Below are 21723 nucleotides of genomic sequence, written 5' to 3'. Positions count from 1 at the left end.
ATGGGATTAATCAAACTTAACCCTTTGATTCTTGTTTCATCCGCCATTCCATGAATCCGGTGGTTCGCTCTTGCCGGAAACGAATCCAATCCGTTAAGGTTTGATTCATCTTCTGCCATTCGTTAATACATTCCGATTTGAAAACCGCATCATCGAGTTGCTCGATTAGTAACCAAGTCTCTGTTAAGGATGCTGCATCTTTCTCGATTTCTCCTAAATACAAATCTTCATCGAGATGATGGAAGGAATACCATAATCCGTACAAAAGATGATCAATCATTCTCTCGATCGCTAACTGCTCCCGTCTTCCCCCACGTGTAATCGCCTTTTGTAAGTAGATGAAGCGGTCATCTTCATTAAAGAAAAGACCATACCAGCGATACGGTCGAACGTCATCCGGCATCTCTTTCATCCACTTCTTCAAAGTCGGTTTTAGAAGACGTTCTTTTAGCGGATGAATCAAGAGGAACGAAGCGTCTGTCTCTCCTTCACAGGTAGATAATAACCAACTCACAAACGTCCGCTGTCGCTCGAAGTTCCACGTATTCGCTTCTTCAATGAATCTATCCATATGTACTAACCACTCTTTGCGTAAGCCACGATTTTTGGCAAGAAGAGCGGTGTGAAGACGTGGTAGATCAGAAACGATAGGGTCTTGTAATAACTTATCTAGAAGCGACATGTTTCATCTCCTTTTTAAATGTCATTGATCCACTTTCATTTGTTGTCTCGTTTTTCGAAGATGAAACCATAATAGTATTCCCGTGCCTATCGAAAGAACCGGGAAAAGATACGGGATATATGATTCCTGCTGATGAATCACGTGCATGAAAAAGTAACTAACGAAGCAGAAAATTCGAAGCCATGTAGGAAGATAACCTTTACCGATAAAAGCTAAAAACATCAAGGGAATACCCATTCCAAATACTACAATTGGTAAGACAGAGAACGGTGTCACGAACTGAAACAGACCAAGTCCCACCAGAAGATAGGCGAACCAGGACGTCCGTCGTCGAAACTTCTCGCGTTCCTTTCGTCCAGGTTGTATCCCGTAAATATCATCCTGCTTGTATCCTTCCGCTTGTTTCTCGGCAATCAGTTCCTCCATCCGTCGTTTCGCTTGACGCCTTGTCGTGTACTGTTCTTCCTTCTCATCGCTGACATCTTGATCAAGCTTCCATTGTTCGGTGACACCATGATACATCTGGATTGTTCGGCCATCACGATACAAGTACCAAAAGTACGTAATGCCATCCACCTGTTTACTGAGTGTCTGAATCATGTTAACCCTCCAGATCTGCTAGGACATCTTCTGGATCCAGCTCGATTCCGACAAGCTCCGGTCCCCAGTTCAAGCCACAATATAGTCCGTCGTCGATCATGTTCGGTAACCAGCCATCCATGAATAGATCCAAATCCAAGCGAATCAAGTGATAGTCCGCCCATTCCTTCGTCTGTAACGCCTTAGCCGCTGCTTCCGTCGAAAAGAATAACAGGACGTCTGTCTCGTCTTGATTCGACGGACAATAGGCCCAGCCCGACTGTTCAAATTTTGATAGACCATAGACAGTTCCCGTTTCAAGAACCGTCTCTAAGAAAAGTTCTGCTTGTTCCGCACTCTGCTCCATTTGTTGTTCCTTTTCAACGAACGCATTCAACGTCGGTGCTACCGGAAATAGTTCTTGTTCTTCGTGGTCCCATAAGACGATCGTATCTGTGTCCGGTAACTGATATCCGAGTTCGTCACCTGTTCCGTCCGCCGCAATCCGCAAGAACCCTTCTGGATACTCTTCTGCATCTGTCAAATTGATACGAACAAGGTCCTCCCATGTTCGCTTGATATACTGCTCGTCCTTGATTGGATGAAATCCCCATTCGCCGATGCTGAATTTATTTTCGTGCTTGTACCTATTTCGTAGTTCTTTCGGAAGCTCGAAGCCAAGTTCTGCTTCCACCTCTTGTAGTCTCTCTTCTGTAACGCCTGGTAAACCGATTTGATATGTCATCTATATGACTCCTTCTTATACATTTTTGTCTTTAATTTTTCCGGTTAAAATTCTTGCCTGTGGGATAAAGTCCGGTCAAACGTCTGCCGTAATGAACTTTTGCCTGCCCCATTCGGATTTTCTTCATATTAAACTGGTCCTTAAAATAATCAATGACGGGTTCAACGATATAGGACGGCTCCAAGATATGAAGGACGAATTCGATCGCTTCTGGACCATACTCATCTTCAACAAAATACCCGTTGCCGATTTCAAAAAGAAAACCGTTGAGGTCTTCTTCAATGCTCGAACGATGCTCAAAAATGACGTCATACTCTGTATCCTGACAAAAGATCTCGACGACAACTTCGTGGTAATCCGCTTCTTGAACGACCGAGTATCCGTCCTTTTCTTTCTCAGCTACAAGTTCTCGAATGTAGGCATCCAGATTAAAAAAGCGCGAGAACTTTTGCTCGCTCATTGGTTCTTTCAATTTCTCTCCCATGATGCCGTGAAACGTGTAGAGTGTCCGTCCATCCTTTTCGAACAGCCAAAAATGATTCTGACCGTTCATTGGTTTGATGAGTTGCATGAAGTTCCCTCCCGTTCTTATAGGTCCGCGAACAATTCGCCATTCAGCTGGCGAATCATCGTATCGTTCGGTAACTGTTGTCGTAGTCGTTTCGCCCAGTCCGTCCGAAGATCATAAGCGAAGTGTTCTTCGTTCGATAGCAGATAAAGCATTGTTCCATCATGGCCGACAATCACGACGGTCGTATCTTCCGGATAAACGAACCGATCTTCTAAGACACGTGTTTTTCGGTACGTCGTTTCGACCTCTTGTTGAATCGACAAGCGATCGGAATACGAAAACATGAACAGTTCGTCCATCGATGCAACTCCATAAGCGTGTTCAAGGATGAGTTCGAGCATCCTAGCATTTTCAATCTTTACCGTGAAAAAATGACTCTCACTTGTCGATGTTCGTTTTCCACGTAACCAACCGTTCGATTGTTTCTGCCTAGACAAGACATGTGAAGTGAACGACATATGATGTTGCGAGAAAAAAGCCCTGTTGTCTTTGTCTTCCTCTTCAAAAGCAAAAAAGGTCGCGTAGATCGGAAAACGATTTTGATGATTTAGAAAATCAAACAGGAAAGTTTCATTTTGATCTGTATCGCCTTGTTCTCCCGATTCAACACTCATGTGATACGCTTTCGCTAGCGGTCCATTTAGTACTAATGGTCGTTGGATATCGTCTTCAAAAAGGGCGTCGGTAATTTCGCATTCGCAAACGAATACCTCCCTGTTAAAAATCGATTCTTCAATTTCTTCATTGTCTCCCACGAGCGGATGTCGTTTTAAATTAAGCAGCTGCATCTCAGTTTCATATAACATCTCATTAAATTCCTCAGTACCGTATTTTTCGATGTAAGCGACTTCCGAAGCAAAGATGGGCACGAACCAGACTGGTAACACCGTCTCCGGTTCCCCGAATGCCGTGTTCCCTTTATAGACTTGAAATGATTCTTCAAAGTATAACGGTGTCGTCACGTATAGGGCAGCGAAGCCGTACTTCGATAACAACCCATCCGGCATCGGTAAATACTCGCCTAAATCATAAGCGTGTCCAGTCTTTAGTGCTTCCAGCGTCAAGCGATAGATCAATTCAATTAAATCCGACTCGGCATCTTGTTGCATGACAGATAGCATCACTTCTTGATGGATAACGGCACCGTTCTCGAATTGTAATGGGTGATGCAATAATCCAAGTGATGTCACGGTATTCGCATTCGCAAACGGTGCATTTTGAAACTGCAACAATTGAATCGCATGATCTTGTAATTCTTCCATTTCAAGGTGACCAGTACTTTCACCACAATGGGCTTCTAAGTGTTCTATGTAATTCATATTTTTATATCCTCATTTCATGACATTAAAAAATGTCATTTTCAATAAATATCTTCTACCATATATTATATATTTCATAATACAATTTTGGGATTTTTTATTTTTTCCTAGTGGAGGGTATCGTGACATCTGAAAACGACAAAAATGACTCCGGTTCAATACCGAAGCCATCTTATAGCAATGTAAAAAAATAAAGCGACTTTTTAAAATGTTCATCCGTTAGGCTTCACTCACATGTATCGTTTTCGTTTGTAGGACTTTCCTTCGATCCATATCCAAATCCGAATTGATAGATAAACATCAATTATGCCAATGATTAACGCAACGACAATCATGAGAACACCATTATTACTAGAAACGAATAGAGGGGATAAAATTGTAAAAGTAATACTCAAAAGAATTGGCAATGTGATACCCATCCAAACAGAATTAAACAATAGTGCCTTCCACATCCACATCATCCTTTTATGTGTAATAGCTGGTCTAAGTGTAGCATCTAGTGAGCAGAAGAAAAGAATTGCATGTTAAGAACACTCCATGTCGCAATCACTTGATAAAAAATAATGCTTTCTTTAAACCTTTATTTTTTGTTGCTTAACCAAAACAGAGTCATCATTCTTCCGATAAATTTTGGTTCGTAATCTATCTCCCACTGTGTTTATGATGATGTCGATCGTATTCTCATTTTCCCAATACAATTCATATCCATATAAAGAGATAGGGTTCAATATACTTCTTAACGGTATAATGACTGATTGCGATAATTCAAATATACATCCATCATATAGGCTTTTCCGAGACTTCATATCAGTAATCACTAGAAACAAATTTAGGTTAACAGGTGTCAATTTTGCTTTTAGAGTAGCTCTCATTGTTTTCGTTTTGTTATTTTTCCTGCCTATGTTCTGTACGAATATAAAGTTCTGTTCATACACATAATTTTCTATTTTATTTAATTCATCATCGGTTATAAATTCTCGGAATATTGAATGTCTAATTCCTTCTAATAAAGTATTCAATGTTTCTTTTAAAAAATCTAAATTCTTTTTTGACTTTAATTCCTCCATCTTAGTTTCTTTAAAATAATATTCGCGTCCTTCACCATTTTCACTTCTGATTTTTTGTTTTTCTTCTTCTGTTAAACTTTCATAAAAAATAACATAAAGCGAACTGTATTTCGGAAATTGTACCTTTAATTTTTTCAACATCCTTTGAAACATAAAGATCAATGGTTCATTTTTTGGATCAAAATAGTTAATATCCAACTCATTATTTGCATTTTTCTCAATATATAACACTTCGAGTTCTAACATGATTTTCACCTCTCTTAAAAGCTGTAATGGTATGGTGGTTTCAACTTATATCTTAAGGCACTTTTTACTGATCTAGACGAAAAGTATGCCTCAATTGGATTGAACGGATGTATAAGTACGGGTAATTCCTTTTAAATTTTTTTCGAGATCTCTATATATCAAAATCCAATTCAGTTGATATATTCCATTTTGATTACAATTCAAAATTAACTCGTTTATATGTAAGCGTTATCATTATACTGTAAACGATACTAATTCTTTGTTTAGGAGTTGAATCGAATGGATACGGTCATCAGTCATTATTCGAAATTCAAATGCCCACGTTGTCGTGAGAAATTCAAGGAGGAGATTCTCATTGAAGATTTACATAGTGTATCGTACGAGGAGCGGCGCTTAGGTGTAGAAATCCAGTATGACTTCTCTTCGGAAGTCGCTTGTCCGAACTGCCACCACCAATGGCTCATCGAAGGAAACGTCTGGGAATATCCTGAAGGAGTCATCGATGCGATTGAACTATAATATGCCTATTCTACTCTAAGGCACTTCCCTATTTCTCAAGTGCGCTACATATGAAGCGTTGCCTTGATGTACACTATCGGTAATACAAAACGTGTACTTCGGAGGTGTTCGCATTTGAAAGTGAAACTTTTATCTTTCCTCCTTTTTTCGATCGTCTTCTTTTCGATCGTCTTCCTAGCAGGATGTAGCGATTACGATCAAGACGGAAATACGACAAGCGAGAAAGCAAAACAGAAATACGATGCAGCTATCAATCAAGTCATTAAATCTGAAAATCAATACTTGAAGAAACAACTGGTTGATCGACAACTAAAGCGAAATTCTGGAGAAACGGGCGTCATCGTCTATGAGGATCAAAATTTAATCGAAATCTATTACGACCAATCATCTAGAGGAGAAAGAGCCATTTATCAGAAAGACGGATCCACTTACGCGCGGAAGACGTATACGAAACAAATCAGCCGTAAAATCGATGACTCTAAAAAAAAATATCTTGAGAACATTGGAATCAAGTAATTTCAATTTTTTATGACCGCGCTTAAATGGTCGATGACTCCCTTCTTTGATCGGGTCATCGTCCTTTTTTGTATATTCTCACCTTTCTTACGCTTGAGAGCATCCATTTTGTGGTACAGTTCAAATGGTATTTTTTAAAATATTTTCTTTAAGGTGGGAATTACTGTTGGGAAAAATTGTTTCAATTATCATTCCTGTATACAATAAAGCGACGGATCTCTCGACGTGTATAGCGTCGATTCAGGCACTCACGCTTGATCATTCAACGATGGAAGCGATTTTCGTTGATGACGGTTCGACCGACGAGTCGTTATCGATTCTCCACACGGCTGCAGAAACGATGGATTTCATTCGCATCATTGAACTCCCAGAAAATACGGGAAGTCCTGCCCATCCGCGAAACGTCGGAATCGAAGAAGCGACAGGTAGATACGTCACGTTCTTAGATGCTGATGACCGCCTTGATCCGGTCGGATTCCCTCAGCTCGTCGCGCAAGCCGCTTCGAACGATGCCGATATCGCATTCGGTCAAACGATCAAACATACCGACACGTCGATTCAAAAAGTCGGGCGGTTCGCATCGTTCACGACTGCCAATCAGCTCGTGCCATATGAAATCGACAAAGTATTTCGCGCGGTTGGACCGCCGGGGAAAATCCTGAAGCACTCCGTCTTGATCGAGCATAACATCCGGTTCAGCCCGATGCAGTTCGGTGAAGATAAACTCTTCTTCTTCGAAGCCATCTCTAACTGTCAAACGGCTTCGATGAATCCGGCACCTGTCTATCACGTCAATCGATTTGCGATGAATGATTCGTTAGTCGGACAGACGAGCATCTTCGAGAAGACGACTTTTAATTTACAAGTGCTTGAGAAAACGCTTGAACTGGATATTCCGACAGTCGCCAAGACTCATGCCTTGAGCCGTCTGATCGAGATGGATTTCCTCTCCCGTCTGTTCAACAACAAACGGTTCCTTGAGCATCCGCAACAGCAGACTTTCTTTGATTTGTTCGGTGAAATGATCACTATCTTTGAACGTCATGGTGCAGATCCAGCCGATTTCATTTTCGATGACATCTTCCAAAAGCAGTACGCTTTGCTGCAGCAACAAGATTATGACAGCTTCGTCACCTTCATCACGCTACTCGTCCAAAAACATAAAGCCCGGCGCTATGTATCGGAGAACCGTCTTTATTATAGAATGCCGGAATCACTACACCATCTCGGACCTGTCCTTGAGCCGTTCTTTGCCACGTATGCAGGCACGCGTCTCGTTGATGGTGTCTTCTATGAAGTCGTACAATTATTCAAAGACGACACGGCTTCGGTCGATCAAGTTCTCTTAATCGCGCCTAACGATGAAGCAACGGAAACCGCCGTTCCGTTCCATATCGAAGGGACTGAATTATTCATTTCGACGGAGGCACTCGAACGACATTCATATCCATTCCAATTGATGCTGATCCATGACGACTATCATCCGTTCGTCGTCCGGATGACGTTACCGAGTAGTGTCAATGGGATGCATCTGCATTACCAGCAACTTAAAGTCGAATTTCGTCCAGCGGAATCCAGATCACCTGTACAGAAAATCGACGCGACGAAGTATCATATCGATGCACCGACGCAAGTCGTTGTACTCGAGAAGGCTTTCTTGTATGACGATCTGGAATTCGAGCATAAGCAGACAGCTCTTGAAGTCGGGCAATTGCTGACGATTTCCGATCTTCAGTTGACAGTGGCCGGCACACCACGACTCGTCACGGTTGATGGTGCTTACGTCACGGCAAACAAAAAATACGTCCATCTTGCGCCTATGATTGATGACGAGACGTACCTGACTGATCTTCCGACAACAGTCCGGATTTTGAAGACATGTAAACAGTATGCTGATCGTGACTTTAAAAACGAACTACCAACGAAAAATACACCGGGTACGGTTCTTTCGATTGAGAAGATCGTTCTGTCATCGAAAGGCACCCCACGCTTGAAAACGACTCAGGATACGTACATCACAGCCAATCGTTCATTCATTCAACCCATTCATGAAGCTTAACGATACGCCTAGGGACATCTTCACTTCATCCCTAGGTTCCTTATTATTCCAACATTGTATGCTATAGTATGGGCAAGGTTCACCAAAGAGATTCACATTTCATGACGCTCATTAAAATTGTAAGCGCTATATAAGGAGATGCCCTATGAAACGAGATTTGTTTTTTACATTGAATACGTTAGCGACCCAGCGTGGCGGTTTATCAAAAGCAGTCATTAAACGAGCGAATGCGATCATCGCGGCTGATCCGGAGCGAAACGTGACGCTCGTGACGTTAGGGATTCAACCGAATCTTGAAACGATTCGTCAAGAGATGGTCGAGGCACGGTTGCTTGATTCTCGCATCCAAGTCGTCAACGTCATTAATTTTTTAGCACGTCGCCAGGCAGACAAACGGTCCGTCGTCTCTTCGAAAGGCGAATTGATTCCACGCTGGGAAAAGCGGTATACGTTGTTCCTCGACGCGAGTCGCGCCGAAAAAGATTCGTATCGGTTGTTCGAAAATGGTACATACGTCCAGTACGCCCGGTTTGACGCGAATGATCAGCTCAGCTTCATCGATTATTTTTCAGAGAATCGTCATCGCCTGCGCCGCGAAGAATACCTGGATAACGGCCAGTTGGTGCAGACGATCCAGTATTCGTTTACGTCGAACAAACCGGTCTCTCGCTCCTTCTTCCATAGTGACGGGACGTGTTATTTAACGATTTGGCATAAAATCAATTCAGCGGACTGGAGTCATCTGTTTTATTTCGAAGCCGGTCAGGAAAAACAGTTCAATGATCCGGCAACCTTTAATACGTTCGTCTTGAATAAGCTGTTAGGTCAGCATGAGGCGGTCTTGATCTCGTCAGAATACCGAGATCGTCTTGCCAACCTACCGAAAAAGAATTTAGACGCGGTCATCTTGGACATCAAGCATCCGAACATCAAAAAAATCGCCTTCGGACACAGCAATCACTTCGTCTCCCCCTTCAACGAGACGGCAACGGTCAGCGGTGTCTGGGATACGTTATTCGGTCGTATCGACGAGTGGGATCGAGTCATCACGGCAACCCCTCGGCAACAAGCACATATGACCGATCAGTTCGGTCATCCGGAGACGTTCCATGCGATTCCTCACGGTGTCGGTGCGGTGCCGGAAGCGGATTATACGGTTCTTCCTGAACCTGATCCAAATCGGTTCATCGTCGTCTCGCGTATCCAAATCAAAAAGGATGTCGCTGCTAGTATCCGTGTCATGCGGAAGATCGTCGACCAGCATCCGAATGCTTTCCTTGATTTCTATGGCTTCGGTTACAACGATCAGCTCGAAAAGGATCTCCACGCGTTGATTAAGGAACTGTCACTGACGAAGCAGATCCGGTTTAACGGATTCATCACGAACATTCAAGACGCCTATCATGGTGCCGTCGCGACAATCTTCACGTCGCAATCCGAAGGGTTCGGGATGGCGATCCTTGAGAGCATGGGGCACGGTGTACCGGTCATCGCCTATGACATCTGTTATGGTCCGCATGAAATCATCACACACGGGACGACCGGTTATATCGTTCCACCCGGTGATACGTCAGCTTTTGCAGCAGTAGCGATCCGCTTGATGGAGCAACCGGCTCTACGCCGTCAAATGGGAGAAGCCGCCCTGCACTCGATCAATCGGTTTTCTGATGATCTCTTTACGACAAACTGGTTAACGCTTTTGAGTGAGCTCGACTAATCGGTTATTGACCTTCTCCTCTGTGAGAAGGTTTTTTCGTCTATCCACCAAAGTCCGTATTGTTTTTCAAATTTTGGGATGTTTTAGCTATTGATTGTGATAGAATGCTAATGAAAGATAACGCTTTCATAAAATATCACCTAGTAGGAGGTCCCTTGATCCCATGCTGTTTAAATCTCTTCTCCGGGTGCTCCAATTCGGGCACACTGTACTTCCGAAGAAACCAAAGAAACTTAAACGATCGGTGTTAAAAGAGTCGTTACAGATTCAATCCTCACCGACAGACTATACGCTATCCGGTCAATTGAACGATCCGTTGCTGACGATCACGTCCTTACTCATTCGCGATCGTTTGCAAGAGACGGTCCTTGAAGTACCGAACCAACAGCACGATCATCGCTTCTCTTTCCAACTGCCGCATACGCTCGTCTCTCAGCTGAGTCAACATGCTGCTCAGATGCAGGATGCGGACGTTCCGACAGTCGAAGAGGACGGTCTCGTTGAAATCGAGTCTGTCGAAGCCGATCAAGAGACTGCTTATCCGATCGGTCGTTTTTCACTCTGGCTGACGTTTACGAAAAAAGTCGAACACCTCACACCAGAACAATTACACAAATGGGAGTCTGACGGCTTACCGAGTCATGCTACGCTCGATGCATCCGTCTTCACCCGTGAGATTTTGTTAGGACGTTTCCTCGACACGCAGATTCCCGCGCCGGTCGCGCCATTGATGGATGAGACGTCCAACGAATTCGTCCAGTTGTATACGGATTTAAAAGGCAATCTCCGTCTATTATTGAATAAAGAACCGCAGATGAAGCCGAAGATTCAGATTGATGCGGTCCGCAATGAGACGAAAGCGACGACGGTCATCAGCGGGAAAGCCTTTACCCGTCACGCGTTCATCAAGACGGGACGTTTGCTCCTCGTTCACCGGGAAAGTGGCAATCAAGTCCCGGTCCCGATCGATTGGTTGTACCAAAATGAGACAAGTGCGAAAAAATTCGGATTGTATCGTTATCACTACACGGCGACGATCCACTGGTCACAACTCTATCAAGCAGCGCAATTACAAGAAGGAGTTTATGACGCCTTCGTCGCACTCGACTTCTATCACCGGTCGGAACCAAAATTACACCGTCTCGGTCGCGCCCGGTACATCACGCGTCAACTGACACCGGAAGCGTTAGGGAAAGATGATACGTCGACAATGCACATCATTCCGTACTACACGGTCGGTCACCGGAATCTATCGTTTGAGATGACCGAGTTTACGAATGAAAATTACGCCTATCTGAATCACCTGATGACGTTCGCCCCGCTCTACCGGCTGTTTGCCGAGAAGAACACGTGGCTCGTCGGAGAACGCCCTTATAAAGCGCAGGACAACGGATATCACTTCTTCAAGTACATGCGCGAAACCTATCCGGAGCGACCGGTCTATTACGTCATCGATCCGACGTCGAACGAATACGCGCAAGTCGCTCCGCTCGGAAACGTCTTGCCGATCAAATCGAAGGAACACATCTATCACTCGTTGATGGCGAAGAAGGTCATCGGGACACATCATGCGGAATACTTGTATCCGCTCCGGTCCGAACCGTTCAAACGGAAGATGAAGGCGGATCGTGTCTTCATCCAACACGGGGTTCTCGGAACGAAGAACATGAATGACCAGTACGGCAAGTTTGCCGCTGCCTTCGATACGGATCTGTTCCTCGTCAGTTCCGAGCGTGAGAAACGACTCGTCACACAAGACATGGGCTACGCTGAGCGAGAGGTCAAAATCACCGGTTTGTCTCGTTTTGATGCCCTCTTGAACGACGACGTCCCAGTCAAACGTCAGATGCTCGTCATTCCGACGTGGCGCTCGTGGCTACAGACACCACTCCAGTTCTTCGAATCGGAATATTATCAGCAGTACCAAGCGTTCCTATCGAGTGAGCGTCTGCATGCATACGCAAAACAACATCGTCTCGAGATCGTCCTTTGCCTGCACCCGAACATGCAGCAATACTCGAGTCACTTCGAGAACTTACCAATCACGGTCATCCATCAAGGCGAACGTGATGTCCAAGGGTTGTTAAAAGAGAGCCTCTTGCTCGTCACCGACTACTCGAGTGTCGCCTTTGACTTCAGTTTCTTGAAGCGACCGGTCCATTACCTGCAATTCGATCCGAAACGCTTCATCGGTCCGCTCGGTTCGTATCTCGATCTCGAGAACGAATTACCGGGTCAGATCTCAAAGACGATCGATGACTTGTTCGAGGATCTCGATGCGACAGCACGCCGTCATTTTGAGATGGATGACGAATACAAGAGACGTGCTGACGTCTTCTTGACGAAAACGGATACGACCTATTCCGATCAGGTCTATCAAACGATCGCGAACTATACGAAACAGACGAGTCTTTTAGAGAAGATTCAGACGAACGAAGCGGCGAACATCCTCTTTAAGGTCTATCGTCGGAGCCGGTTCTACTTCCCGACGATGAAGGCAGGATATCGACTCATGCAACGCGTCTTACCGGTCGACCCAAAACTTGTCGTCTTCGAGAGCGGTCTCGGTAAACATTACGCGGACAGCCCGCGTTACATTTACGAAGAACTGAAAAAGCAAGCACTCGGCTATAAAGTCGTCTGGATCTATAACAAAAAGCTCTATCTGAGTGATCCGAATGCAAAAGTCGTCAAACGCCTGTCTCCCGCCTACTTCTATTACATGGCGACGGCGAAGTTCTGGGTCAACAATCAGAACTTCCCGCACTACATGACACGACGGAAAGAGACGACGTTCATCCAGACATGGCACGGCACGCCGTTGAAGAAGATGTTGTTTGATTTAGATGAGATCCATGGTCGGGATGAAGGTTACGTTGAACGGGTGACAAATTCGATCGCGCAATGGAGTGTCCTCTTGTCTCCGAGTCCTTATGCGACGAACATCTTTAGAAGCGCGTTCCAGTACGATGGACCTGTCGTCGAATCCGGTTATCCGCGAAATGACCTTTTCTTTACAGCGAATGATGAAGCAACGATCGAACGGATCCGGACACAGTTGCAACTACCGGAAGGCAAAAAAGTCATCTTGTATGCACCGACCTTCCGCGATCATCAATCGCTTGGCAAAGGGAAGTTCTACTTCGACTATCCGTTTGATTTCGACCGGGTCGCGGAAGCCTTAGGCGATGAGTACGTCTTCTTGATTCGGACGCACGTGCTCGTCACGAAAAAGCCGAAGATTCCGGCACAGCACCGGGAACAATTCATCGATGCGACGGCCTATCCGGATATTCAGGAATTGTATTTGATCACGGATCTGCTGATCACGGACTATTCCTCTGTCTTCTTCGACTTCGCGAACATGAATCGACCGATGATGTTCTATGCGTATGACCTTGACCTCTATCGGGACACGCTACGCGGATTCTATCTCGATTACTACAACGATCTTCCGGGACCTATCTTAGAGACAGAAGAGGCTTTACTTCACGCCTTATCGGACATCCCGCGTCTGACGAAAATGTATCAAGCGCAACTCGATACGTTCCGTGCTACGTACGGTCCGATGGAGGACGGCTTCGCCGCTTCCCGCGTCGTCGATGCGTACTTCAATACGGATCAAACGATGCGCGCTGAAGCACTCGAATTACGTGAACAACCGGACGGCAGTTATTCTGTTTAATGCTTCAATCTGTTGAATAAACGCTCCCTCTCAAAACAGACGGTTTCATTCTTTCAACCGTTTATTTTGAAGGGAGTTTTTCTGTGTTTTCGTTCAGCCCTTCTGCATGGTTCATACGTTAAGTGATGCTAAGAATAGGAAAACGGCTTGAGTCCTTTTGAATTCTGGACTCAAGCCGTTTCATTACGTTGCTTATACGTTTAACGGAAAAATCGAGCATTTACGTAGTCGATCGGATGATATCAGCTGTTGACCTCAATGGTGTCTTGAATAATGTAGTAGAGAAAATCGGAGAACGATTTGAATGCATCACGATCATCATAGTCTTCTTCCGGTACGTTCACTTCTCGATACACTACTTTAGGCTCACCATTCACTACATTTTTGAAATCAAGACACGCATAAAATTCCTCAAGATCATCAAAATAGACAGCTACTAGATGTTTTGAAAGCGCATGCTCAAATTCTGTTGGATGATACAATTCGAGATTCGTTTTTACTAATTCATCATTGAACATCGTAAAAAACTGGTTGTCTCCAAAGACACCCCCTCCGAATTCTTTCATGAATGTCACGTAACTTTCAGGTAAGGTGACGTTTAACTCTTTTTCAATCACCTCGACTTTAGCATCCGAAATCCCTTCTCCAAACTCAGATAACTCTGGATGTGCATGGATCAACGCTTTTGCTTCGAAATAAACATCCTTGTGCTCCGTCTTGATCGCACTCACCTTTTCGATTGGAGTAGAAGATTCGTCCTCTGTATCCTCTAAATACGTTGACACGGCACTATCACACACCTCAAATAATCTTTCCGTGAAGGAATCTGCATAGTAAGGTTCGTCATCACTTGGGTAAAAACATACTTTTGCCTCTTGATCATTGTAGGTCAAGGCTTGTAAGTCTAGACAAATGAGCGACGAACTAAAGTCTTCCATTTGTATTCCGATTAAATGTGAAGGAACTTCACTTTGAGATTTGCTACGGAGTTCCTTGTTATATTTTTCAAGTCTAAATACAAGATCTAACTGGTTGTTTGATGGACTGATTCCCCAGATCTCTTCATCATGCGTAGCCAGATAACTAAACTTTTTTAGAAATTCTTTGTACATTGGCGGAAACGTGACCTGAAGACGATGTTCGACTTCAAGAATCTCATTTTCCGTTGACCCCTTCCCCACTATGAAAGCTTGTGGGTATTTTTCGACTAGTTTTAAGCACCGATTGAACTTTGCCGTAATATTTGCCATGGTTTCTTTTATTTCCTCCTCGTTAAGCTTCACGACACGCTTTATTTTTTAATGGTTCGTGTTAGCTATTGTACTCGCTAATTTGTCCGCGAGCACTTCGTCGAGCTTTTTCTTGAACATCGGAGCAAAGCTTTCCGCATACGTATTCGTCATATGGCTGTTGTCACGATAGATGACGACATTGCCAATGACAGGGCGATACTCGCCTTTGACGTGGAAGTAACGCGTCAAATCCAGCTTATGAAGCGACTGATTCGTTTTTTCGAATTGTTTCCAGTACGCTTCATCCGTTTGGTTCGGTTGCGTATTCATTTGTTTCGTCGTGTCCGCGATGCTTGTCGTCTCGAGCGCCTCGAGTACGTTGAAGTCATACCGTGGATTATCCCGGAGTGCTAGACCATCGATCCCATACTCGTCTTTGACGAACTGCATCTGGTCGACCATTTGTTGATGGATGCTGTCTTTTGAAGCATCCGCTGCAGTCACGTGCGAGATGATCAAATCAACATCGGCATCCTTCAAATAGTTCAAGACGTTCTGGTTCCAGATTCCTTTTAAGGAGTCCGGTTCATAACCGGTCGAAAAACGTGTTCCTGACCGCGTCAGATTGAGTAAACGGATGTCCGTTCCTTTAATTGCTTCATGCAATGCACCGAACCATTGCTCCGAGTGCGAGCTCCCGACGAGCGCGATCGTCGCTTTATAATCCTTCGTCTTTCCGTATTCGCCGACTTTCGCTTCCGTCTTTTGCAGCCCTTGGTTGCTACCATCCGTATGGACGAGCGGTAAGTCATTGAAGACGTTCGCATAAGACGGGAACGGATCTTGCTTCGGTACAGGCAGTGTCTGTTCGATCGCTAAAGCACCCGGATACTTATTCTTGCTGACAGTTTGTTTTAGCTCTTGCTCTTCCATATAAGCGAGTCCGAGTAAGGATCCAATCAACAAAACGTTGACCGTCAACAGCGCACCTAGCTTCTTGAACGCTGTCCGATTGACAGTCGAAGTGCGAATCGGTTTTTCAATCCATTCCGTCATCAAGTAGGATAGACCGATCGATGCAACGATAATCAGTGTCCCGACGAGCAGACCTGGCGTTTGTTGAACATTGTAGCGATAGAACTCAAGCAACACCCAGTGCCAAAGATAAATCCCGAACGCGATCCCACCGAGTTTGACCATCGGCTTTGATCCGAGGAATCGTTTTAATCCGAATCGTGTCTCCTGCGTTCCTGATAACACGATCATCAAGGCGCACGTCATCGGCCAGAGTGCGATATAGCCAGGGAACATTTGCGAGACGTTAAACAGAACACCTGTCGTCAGCAAGCCGATCAGTCCCACCCAGCCGATGATCGTCGCTATCCACTTCGGGACACGGATCGCCGATAAGTTCACACATAATAGACTTCCTAAGGCGAATTCCCAGACCCGCGTCGGCGTAATGAAATACGCCCATGGCTGATTGACTTCAGTCAGGTAGATTGAGTACGCGAGTGACGTGACGAACAAGAAGCCAAGCAGACCGTTCAGGACGGCTTTAATCGACCGGATCTGATACGTGTTCATCATCCATAAGATGAACGAGAACAGAACGAACCAAATCATATAAAACTGCCACTGGATCGATAGTGCCCAAAAATGTTCGACGGGTGACTTCATCTGGGTCGCGTCTAAGTAATCCGTACTTGAGACGGCGAGTTGCCAGTTTTGATAAAAGAACATCGAGGCGACGACTTCACGAATTGTTTTCCCGAGAATCGATGCCGGTAATAAAAATGTGCTTAGTACTAACACGACGCCTAAGATGAACAAAACGGATGGCAAGAGTCGTTTCAGCAACTTTGTCACGTACGGCAGGAACTTAAATTCTCCTGTCCGGTTGATCGTCGAGATGATCGATGTCGTGATCAAAAAACCCGAGATGACGAAGAAGACATCGACACCTCCTGAGACACGATTGAACCAAATATGATAGATTGCGACGAGTAAGGCAGCTACCGTGCGTAACCCTTCGATTTCCGGGCGAAACCGGCTTTCAATATCAATCCGTTTCTGACCCGGTTGACCAGATACTTTCCATTCCTGCATGCTTCTATGTCCCTCCATCTACTTCTACACCTACGAATCCTGACGATTGCAGGCATTTCTTGTACAGTTCGGTATGCACTCACCATTTAAGAAAACGTTTCCATTCACTATGATAAAACATATTTCAAAAAATACAATGCTACTGAACTATATTACCGCAAGAAACTTGGAAAATATGTAAAAGAAGTGCACTGATGAAAGATTACGTTAGAAACCGGTATAAGTAGTCGGCAAAAATCCGTTGCATGACTTTTGGTGTGTTCTCGATATAGATCCGCATCTGTTCGACGTTTGCTTCGACAGCATTTTCTTCTTTCTCTTCGGTCGGAAAATCGGAGATGCCTTTGATGATGATACATTCGACTGCGTTTTTCTGACAGATGTACGCGATAGCCCCCGCTTCCGTATCGGCAATCGTCAATCCGTTATCCCGCAGTTCGATATAGTCTCGCCACATGACGACAGCACGGTCTGCTGTTCCGATCGTTCCGAGATGAAAGTCGTTACCATACTTCGATACATCGAGATCGACGGCGAACGAGGGTTTGATCAGTGGTTCAATCTCTTTGACCGTGCAATCATATTGAACAGCACGATCCGGAACGATGGTGTCGAGTACGTCGTACCTCGAGTCAATCCCGGCACACGTTCCGGCAACGATGACCTTCGTCAATGAGAAACGGAGAATCATGTATTGATTGGCTCCGATGCCATTTACTTTTCGAACGCCCGTGCTATAAAACAGAAGTGTCTTCCCGTTTATCTCACGCGTGAAGTATTCACCATATGGATAGGTGATTCTTTCCTCAGGCGAGACATGAAAATACGCCAGTGTCGCGTCAAACTCCCATGTGGTGGCGATGCTGATTCCGATCATGACTTATTCCTCCTTTATTGCATTCGCTAGAAACCACTCTATTTTTTAAACTATTTGATTTAACAAAAAATCTTATCAGTTATATTGCTTGTATTTAAACAAAATCACATTTATATTAGTACCTAGTACTAATATCTAGTTTTAAATTTTTATAGAAATATTTTTTACAAGGAGGAACAATTCTTGAATGCATCTTATGCCCGAATTACAGCAATCGGCTCTTACGTTCCAAATCAAATCATGACGAACCATGATTTAGAGAAACTAGTAGAAACAAATGATGAATGGATAGTTCAACGAACAGGCATCAAAGAACGAAGAATCGCGGCTCAGACTGAATCGACAAGTGATCTTGCATATCAAGCGGCCATGAATTTAAAACTGCGTTACAATAAAGAATTTCAAGATGTCGATATGATCATCATCTGTACGATGTCACCCGATTTTAAGACACCAAGTACCGCATCATTGGTTCAAGCAAAACTCGGTATCAAACATGCCGGTACAATTGACCTGAACGCTGCTTGTGCGGGATTTACATACGGATTACACTTGGCGAACGGATTAATTTCATCTGGTCTTCATAAAAAAATTCTCGTTATCGGTGCAGAAACACTTTCTAAAATTACTGACTACACGGATCGAAATACATGCATTTTGTTTGGAGACGGAAGCGGAGCTGTTCTTGTGGAACGTGATGAAGTCCAGTCTGACTTTATTTCCTTCTACTTGAACTCTGAAGGAGAAAAAGGATCAAGTCTATATTGCTCAAACCTGTCAAATCAATTGTTCGAAAATCCTATTATTCACAATAACAAAATCGTTCAAAATGGACGAGAAGTATACAAATGGGCAGTCAGCACGGTTCCTCATGGGATGAAATATGTACTGGCTCAAGCATCGATGACTTTAGATCAAATCGATTGGTTCATTCCACATAGTGCAAACCTTCGCATGATTCAATCAATCTGCGATAAAAGTGGGGTTCCCTTTGATAAAACGCTTTTCAGCCTAGTCAATTATGGCAACACTTCTTCAGCGACCATCCCCTTATCTTTAGATAAAGGTATATCTGAGGGGAAAATCAAAGCGGGAGATATGCTCCTGTTATATGGGTTCGGTGGCGGTTTGACACAAGCAGGATTACTAGTGAAATGGAGTCTGTGATTCATACAAGGAAGAAGTACAGATGCATCGTACTTCCTCCTTGTTTTTAATTCTGATGATGGATAAGCATAGCGACATCCAGCCATTCATATGCTTCATCTTCAACCGTAACATTCCCAAAACGACTCTGACGATGACCTATGTATTTGCCGCCAAGTCGTTTGTAAAATGCACGCCCTGGCTCATTCTTTTTCATTACCCAAACCATCATCGAGGAGACCTCTGCTTTCAGGAAATGCACGCTGACAGTCTCCATCAACTTTTTGCCGATTCCTAAACCGTGTGCTTCGGGTAATATATAGAGGGCAGACAACTCTCCTTTCCTTACTCCAGCATTAGCATGAATTTGAGCTGCTGCGAATCCGATTATAATTCCCTTTTCATTCAATACCACATATAGGAATGTATCTTGTGAGAAATCGTTCAAAAACTGTATCCATTTTTGTTCTGCCCGTTGAACAGTGAGTTGTTCTAAATATACATCGAGTACTAAACCGGTGTATGTCGTCCTCCACGTATCAACGTAAATCTTTGCTATTACCTTCATGTCTTTGGATGTTGCTAAACGTATTTTCTAATTTTTACCCCCTACCTGACGGATTGCATTAGCAACTCATACTACTAACACTTTTTCTCATTAAATTACCTTAGTCCCAAACTCGTACCCGCTCAACATCTGCTGTTCTTAAGTAATCGAGTAACTGTCCTGTATGCACTGCTTCGTGATATGCAATTCGTAACAACATATCACCGAGCGAACGCACATATCCTGATTCGGAACGATCAATCTGAACGATCGCTAAATCTGATTCCGTTAGTTGCTCGACATATGCCATGAATTCCTCACGATAGGCTTCCGCAAAGTCTAATTCCTCTTGCACGGATACAAAGCCGCGCCCTTCAAACGGGGACTCATACGACGGTAGACTGCCTCGATTCTGTAACGCTAAGAAATAATAATACTCGCTGTCTAACACATGACGGATCATCTCAAAACACGTCATGGCGTTCTTATCCGGTTTCCAGTTCAATTTATCTTCAGGAATCGACTGCCAGACTTTGATGCTTCTTCTTCTCACTTCGTTTAAATTCCATACCGTCCAATCGATTGCGTTCACGATACATCCTTCCCTTCAATAACGAATAAGTGTTCTCTTAATCTCTATTTTGACAAAGCAATTTGAAAATCCTTTAAAAATTAAAGACAGGAAGCATCCGCAGATGTTTCCTGTCTTGTCTTCCATCGTTCACTTATTCTCTTCCTCAGACAACGCATCAATCTCTTTTTGGCGCAAGATCTCCGCAATCTGATGGTGTTCGTTATCCAGTGCCGCATCACGCGCTGTCCGTCCATCTTCATTTCGATGCAGTGGATCGGCTCCATAAGAGAGTAATAACCGGACGACCCGTTCATAGCCGTAAGCACTCGCTAATGCGAGGACTGCCGTATCGCCATCCGCGACGTTTTCCGCTTCGATGTCAGCTCCTGCCTTTAGAAGCACTTTGACCGCTTTCGGATGATTATTTCCGACTGCGAGATACAGCGGTGTGAATCCGTCTAGTCCGACAGCATCGACTTCTGCTCCTGCCTCCAGTAATAGCTGGACTTTTTTCGACTTACCTTCCTGCGCCGCATAATGTAGCGGTGTCACACCTTCCCCGTCATCGGTCCGTTGATGTAACAACTCGACGTTCTGCGCTAGTTTCCGTAAGACTTTTTTATTGCCGCCCCGGCCCGCTACTAAATGAAGCGCTGAGAATCCGTGTTCATCTAAATCAAGATGAGCGCCTCGCTTGATCAAAAGTAACGCAATGTCGGTCTTTTGATCATAAAGCGCAATATGCAACGGTGACATCCCGTCCTGATTCGGAAGGTTGACATCCGCCCCGTGATCGAGCAACAATTCGACGATCCGTAGGTACCCTTCCTGAATCGCCCAATGAAGCGCCGCAAATCCTTCTTCATCCAGTTCGTTCAGATCGTCACCACGTTCGATGCAGCGCATTACTTGTTTTCGTTTGCCCAAAAAAGCAGCATCTTGGATGGATCGTTTCGTCATGTCCGTTCGCCCCTCACCTGTTCCATAGTCCTCCTCATTTTACAACAAGAACCTGTTGTCATGCGCGAAAACGACTCTGAATAATTGAAGAAAGCCCACATTATGACGCACATGTAAGCTTTCTTTCTATCGTGTACTCAGCATTAGAACCATTGAATACTTTATTGATTTGATGTGTTTTTTTTGAGAGACTTTTTAGAAAAAACACCTTCCGTTATTAGGAAAATGACAGCAATTGCCACAGACTTTATTCCATATTCGACCCATGTATCAGTCGACTTCGGCATTCCTTCGAAAAACATTAGAAAAATAAGAAAAAACATTGCTGCGAAAACACTTTCTAAAATTTGATTTTTCATCTTTCTGTATCACCTCTCAATTCTCCATACTTTATTTTACTTTTATAGAAGTAAAACATTTCAATTTTACTATATTTATATAATTAAATTTATTTTTTACCAATTCAACTTAAAAAAGGTTTATCCTATTTTTAACGAGGAGACAATTACGTTCTACCTAACAATTTATGGAACGAAATCAACAATTTCTCGTTTGATTTGGATGAATTGAGAA

18 protein-coding genes are annotated in these 21723 nt (G+C 44.0%); 6 read left to right on the top strand and 12 right to left on the bottom strand.

All coding sequences use genetic code 11. From position 1 onward, the window contains the following. Positions 1–16: 16 nt before the first annotated feature. From AC3B4V_RS03390 to AC3B4V_RS03365, 6 genes are all read right to left on the bottom strand, one after another. Positions 17–571, bottom strand: a complete 555-nt coding sequence (locus tag AC3B4V_RS03390; RefSeq protein WP_488377760.1) for a hypothetical protein — start codon at positions 569–571, stop codon at positions 17–19. A gap of 132 nt (positions 572–703) precedes the next feature. Further along, positions 704–1282, bottom strand: coding sequence for a hypothetical protein (locus tag AC3B4V_RS03385; protein WP_488377759.1), 579 nt, complete (start codon positions 1280–1282; stop codon positions 704–706). Position 1283: 1 nt separating this feature from the next. Further along, positions 1284–2006 (bottom strand): DUF2750 domain-containing protein, encoded by a 723-nt coding sequence (locus tag AC3B4V_RS03380; RefSeq protein WP_488377758.1) that lies wholly within the window; start codon positions 2004–2006, stop codon positions 1284–1286. 31 nt (positions 2007–2037) lie between these two features. Beyond that, positions 2038–2577: a hypothetical protein gene (locus tag AC3B4V_RS03375; protein ID WP_488377757.1), complete on the bottom strand. Its 540-nt coding sequence runs from the start codon at positions 2575–2577 to the stop codon at positions 2038–2040. Between the two features lie 17 nt (positions 2578–2594). Continuing rightward, positions 2595–3896 (bottom strand): suppressor of fused domain protein, encoded by a 1302-nt coding sequence (locus tag AC3B4V_RS03370; protein ID WP_488377756.1) that lies wholly within the window; start codon positions 3894–3896, stop codon positions 2595–2597. Positions 3897–4468: 572 nt separating this feature from the next. Further along, a complete protein-coding gene (locus AC3B4V_RS03365) occupies positions 4469–5209 on the bottom strand; it encodes a hypothetical protein (RefSeq protein WP_488377755.1) in 741 nt (246 codons plus the stop codon). 279 nt (positions 5210–5488) lie between these two features. Here AC3B4V_RS03365 and AC3B4V_RS03360 point away from each other — a divergent pair, with 279 nt between their 5' ends. The 5 genes from AC3B4V_RS03360 to AC3B4V_RS03340 all read left to right on the top strand — a co-directional run bounded on the left by AC3B4V_RS03360 (position 5489) and on the right by AC3B4V_RS03340 (position 13705). Then, positions 5489–5728, top strand: coding sequence for a hypothetical protein (locus AC3B4V_RS03360; RefSeq protein ID WP_488377754.1), 240 nt, complete (start codon positions 5489–5491; stop codon positions 5726–5728). A gap of 114 nt (positions 5729–5842) precedes the next feature. After that, positions 5843–6244, top strand: coding sequence for a hypothetical protein (locus AC3B4V_RS03355; RefSeq protein WP_488377753.1), 402 nt, complete (start codon positions 5843–5845; stop codon positions 6242–6244). A gap of 166 nt (positions 6245–6410) precedes the next feature. Then, positions 6411–8303, top strand: coding sequence for a DUF5776 domain-containing protein (locus AC3B4V_RS03350; RefSeq protein WP_488377752.1), 1893 nt, complete (start codon positions 6411–6413; stop codon positions 8301–8303). Between the two features lie 145 nt (positions 8304–8448). Continuing rightward, positions 8449–10020: a glycosyltransferase gene (locus tag AC3B4V_RS03345; RefSeq protein WP_488377751.1), complete on the top strand. Its 1572-nt coding sequence runs from the start codon at positions 8449–8451 to the stop codon at positions 10018–10020. 244 nt (positions 10021–10264) lie between these two features. Next, positions 10265–13705: a CDP-glycerol glycerophosphotransferase family protein gene (locus tag AC3B4V_RS03340; protein WP_488377750.1), complete on the top strand. Its 3441-nt coding sequence runs from the start codon at positions 10265–10267 to the stop codon at positions 13703–13705. A gap of 242 nt (positions 13706–13947) precedes the next feature. Here AC3B4V_RS03340 and AC3B4V_RS03335 read toward each other — a convergent pair whose 3' ends face one another. The 3 genes from AC3B4V_RS03335 to AC3B4V_RS03325 all read right to left on the bottom strand — a co-directional run bounded on the left by AC3B4V_RS03335 (position 13948) and on the right by AC3B4V_RS03325 (position 17923). After that, on the bottom strand, positions 13948–14955 hold the full coding sequence (locus AC3B4V_RS03335) for an SMI1/KNR4 family protein (RefSeq protein ID WP_488377749.1): 1008 nt from the start codon (positions 14953–14955) through the stop codon (positions 13948–13950). A gap of 48 nt (positions 14956–15003) precedes the next feature. Next, a complete protein-coding gene (locus AC3B4V_RS03330; RefSeq protein WP_488377748.1) occupies positions 15004–17046 on the bottom strand; it encodes an acyltransferase family protein in 2043 nt (680 codons plus the stop codon). A gap of 202 nt (positions 17047–17248) precedes the next feature. After that, positions 17249–17923 (bottom strand): 5'-methylthioadenosine/S-adenosylhomocysteine nucleosidase family protein, encoded by a 675-nt coding sequence (locus AC3B4V_RS03325; protein WP_488377747.1) that lies wholly within the window; start codon positions 17921–17923, stop codon positions 17249–17251. Between the two features lie 183 nt (positions 17924–18106). Between AC3B4V_RS03325 and AC3B4V_RS03320 the strand changes: the two genes are divergently transcribed. Continuing rightward, positions 18107–19090, top strand: a complete 984-nt coding sequence (locus AC3B4V_RS03320; RefSeq protein WP_488377746.1) for a beta-ketoacyl-ACP synthase 3 — start codon at positions 18107–18109, stop codon at positions 19088–19090. Between the two features lie 46 nt (positions 19091–19136). On the opposite strand, the gene AC3B4V_RS03315 is transcribed toward AC3B4V_RS03320, so the two are convergent. From AC3B4V_RS03315 to AC3B4V_RS03305, 3 genes are all read right to left on the bottom strand, one after another. After that, positions 19137–19661 carry a GNAT family N-acetyltransferase gene (locus AC3B4V_RS03315; RefSeq protein ID WP_488378220.1) on the bottom strand — a complete coding sequence of 175 codons (525 nt, stop codon included), beginning with the start codon at positions 19659–19661 and terminating at the stop codon, positions 19137–19139. Positions 19662–19737: 76 nt separating this feature from the next. Next, complete coding sequence (locus AC3B4V_RS03310; protein WP_488377745.1) at positions 19738–20208, bottom strand: DinB family protein; 471 nt, start codon at positions 20206–20208, stop codon at positions 19738–19740. 129 nt (positions 20209–20337) lie between these two features. Then, on the bottom strand, positions 20338–21150 hold the full coding sequence (locus tag AC3B4V_RS03305) for an ankyrin repeat domain-containing protein (RefSeq protein WP_214722917.1): 813 nt from the start codon (positions 21148–21150) through the stop codon (positions 20338–20340). Between the last annotated feature and the right edge of the window lie 573 nt (positions 21151–21723).

The organism is Exiguobacterium sp. E17S (genome assembly GCF_057772545.1).
Note: the sequence above shows the minus strand (reverse complement) of the source record. Positions and strands in the feature narration are given on the sequence as shown.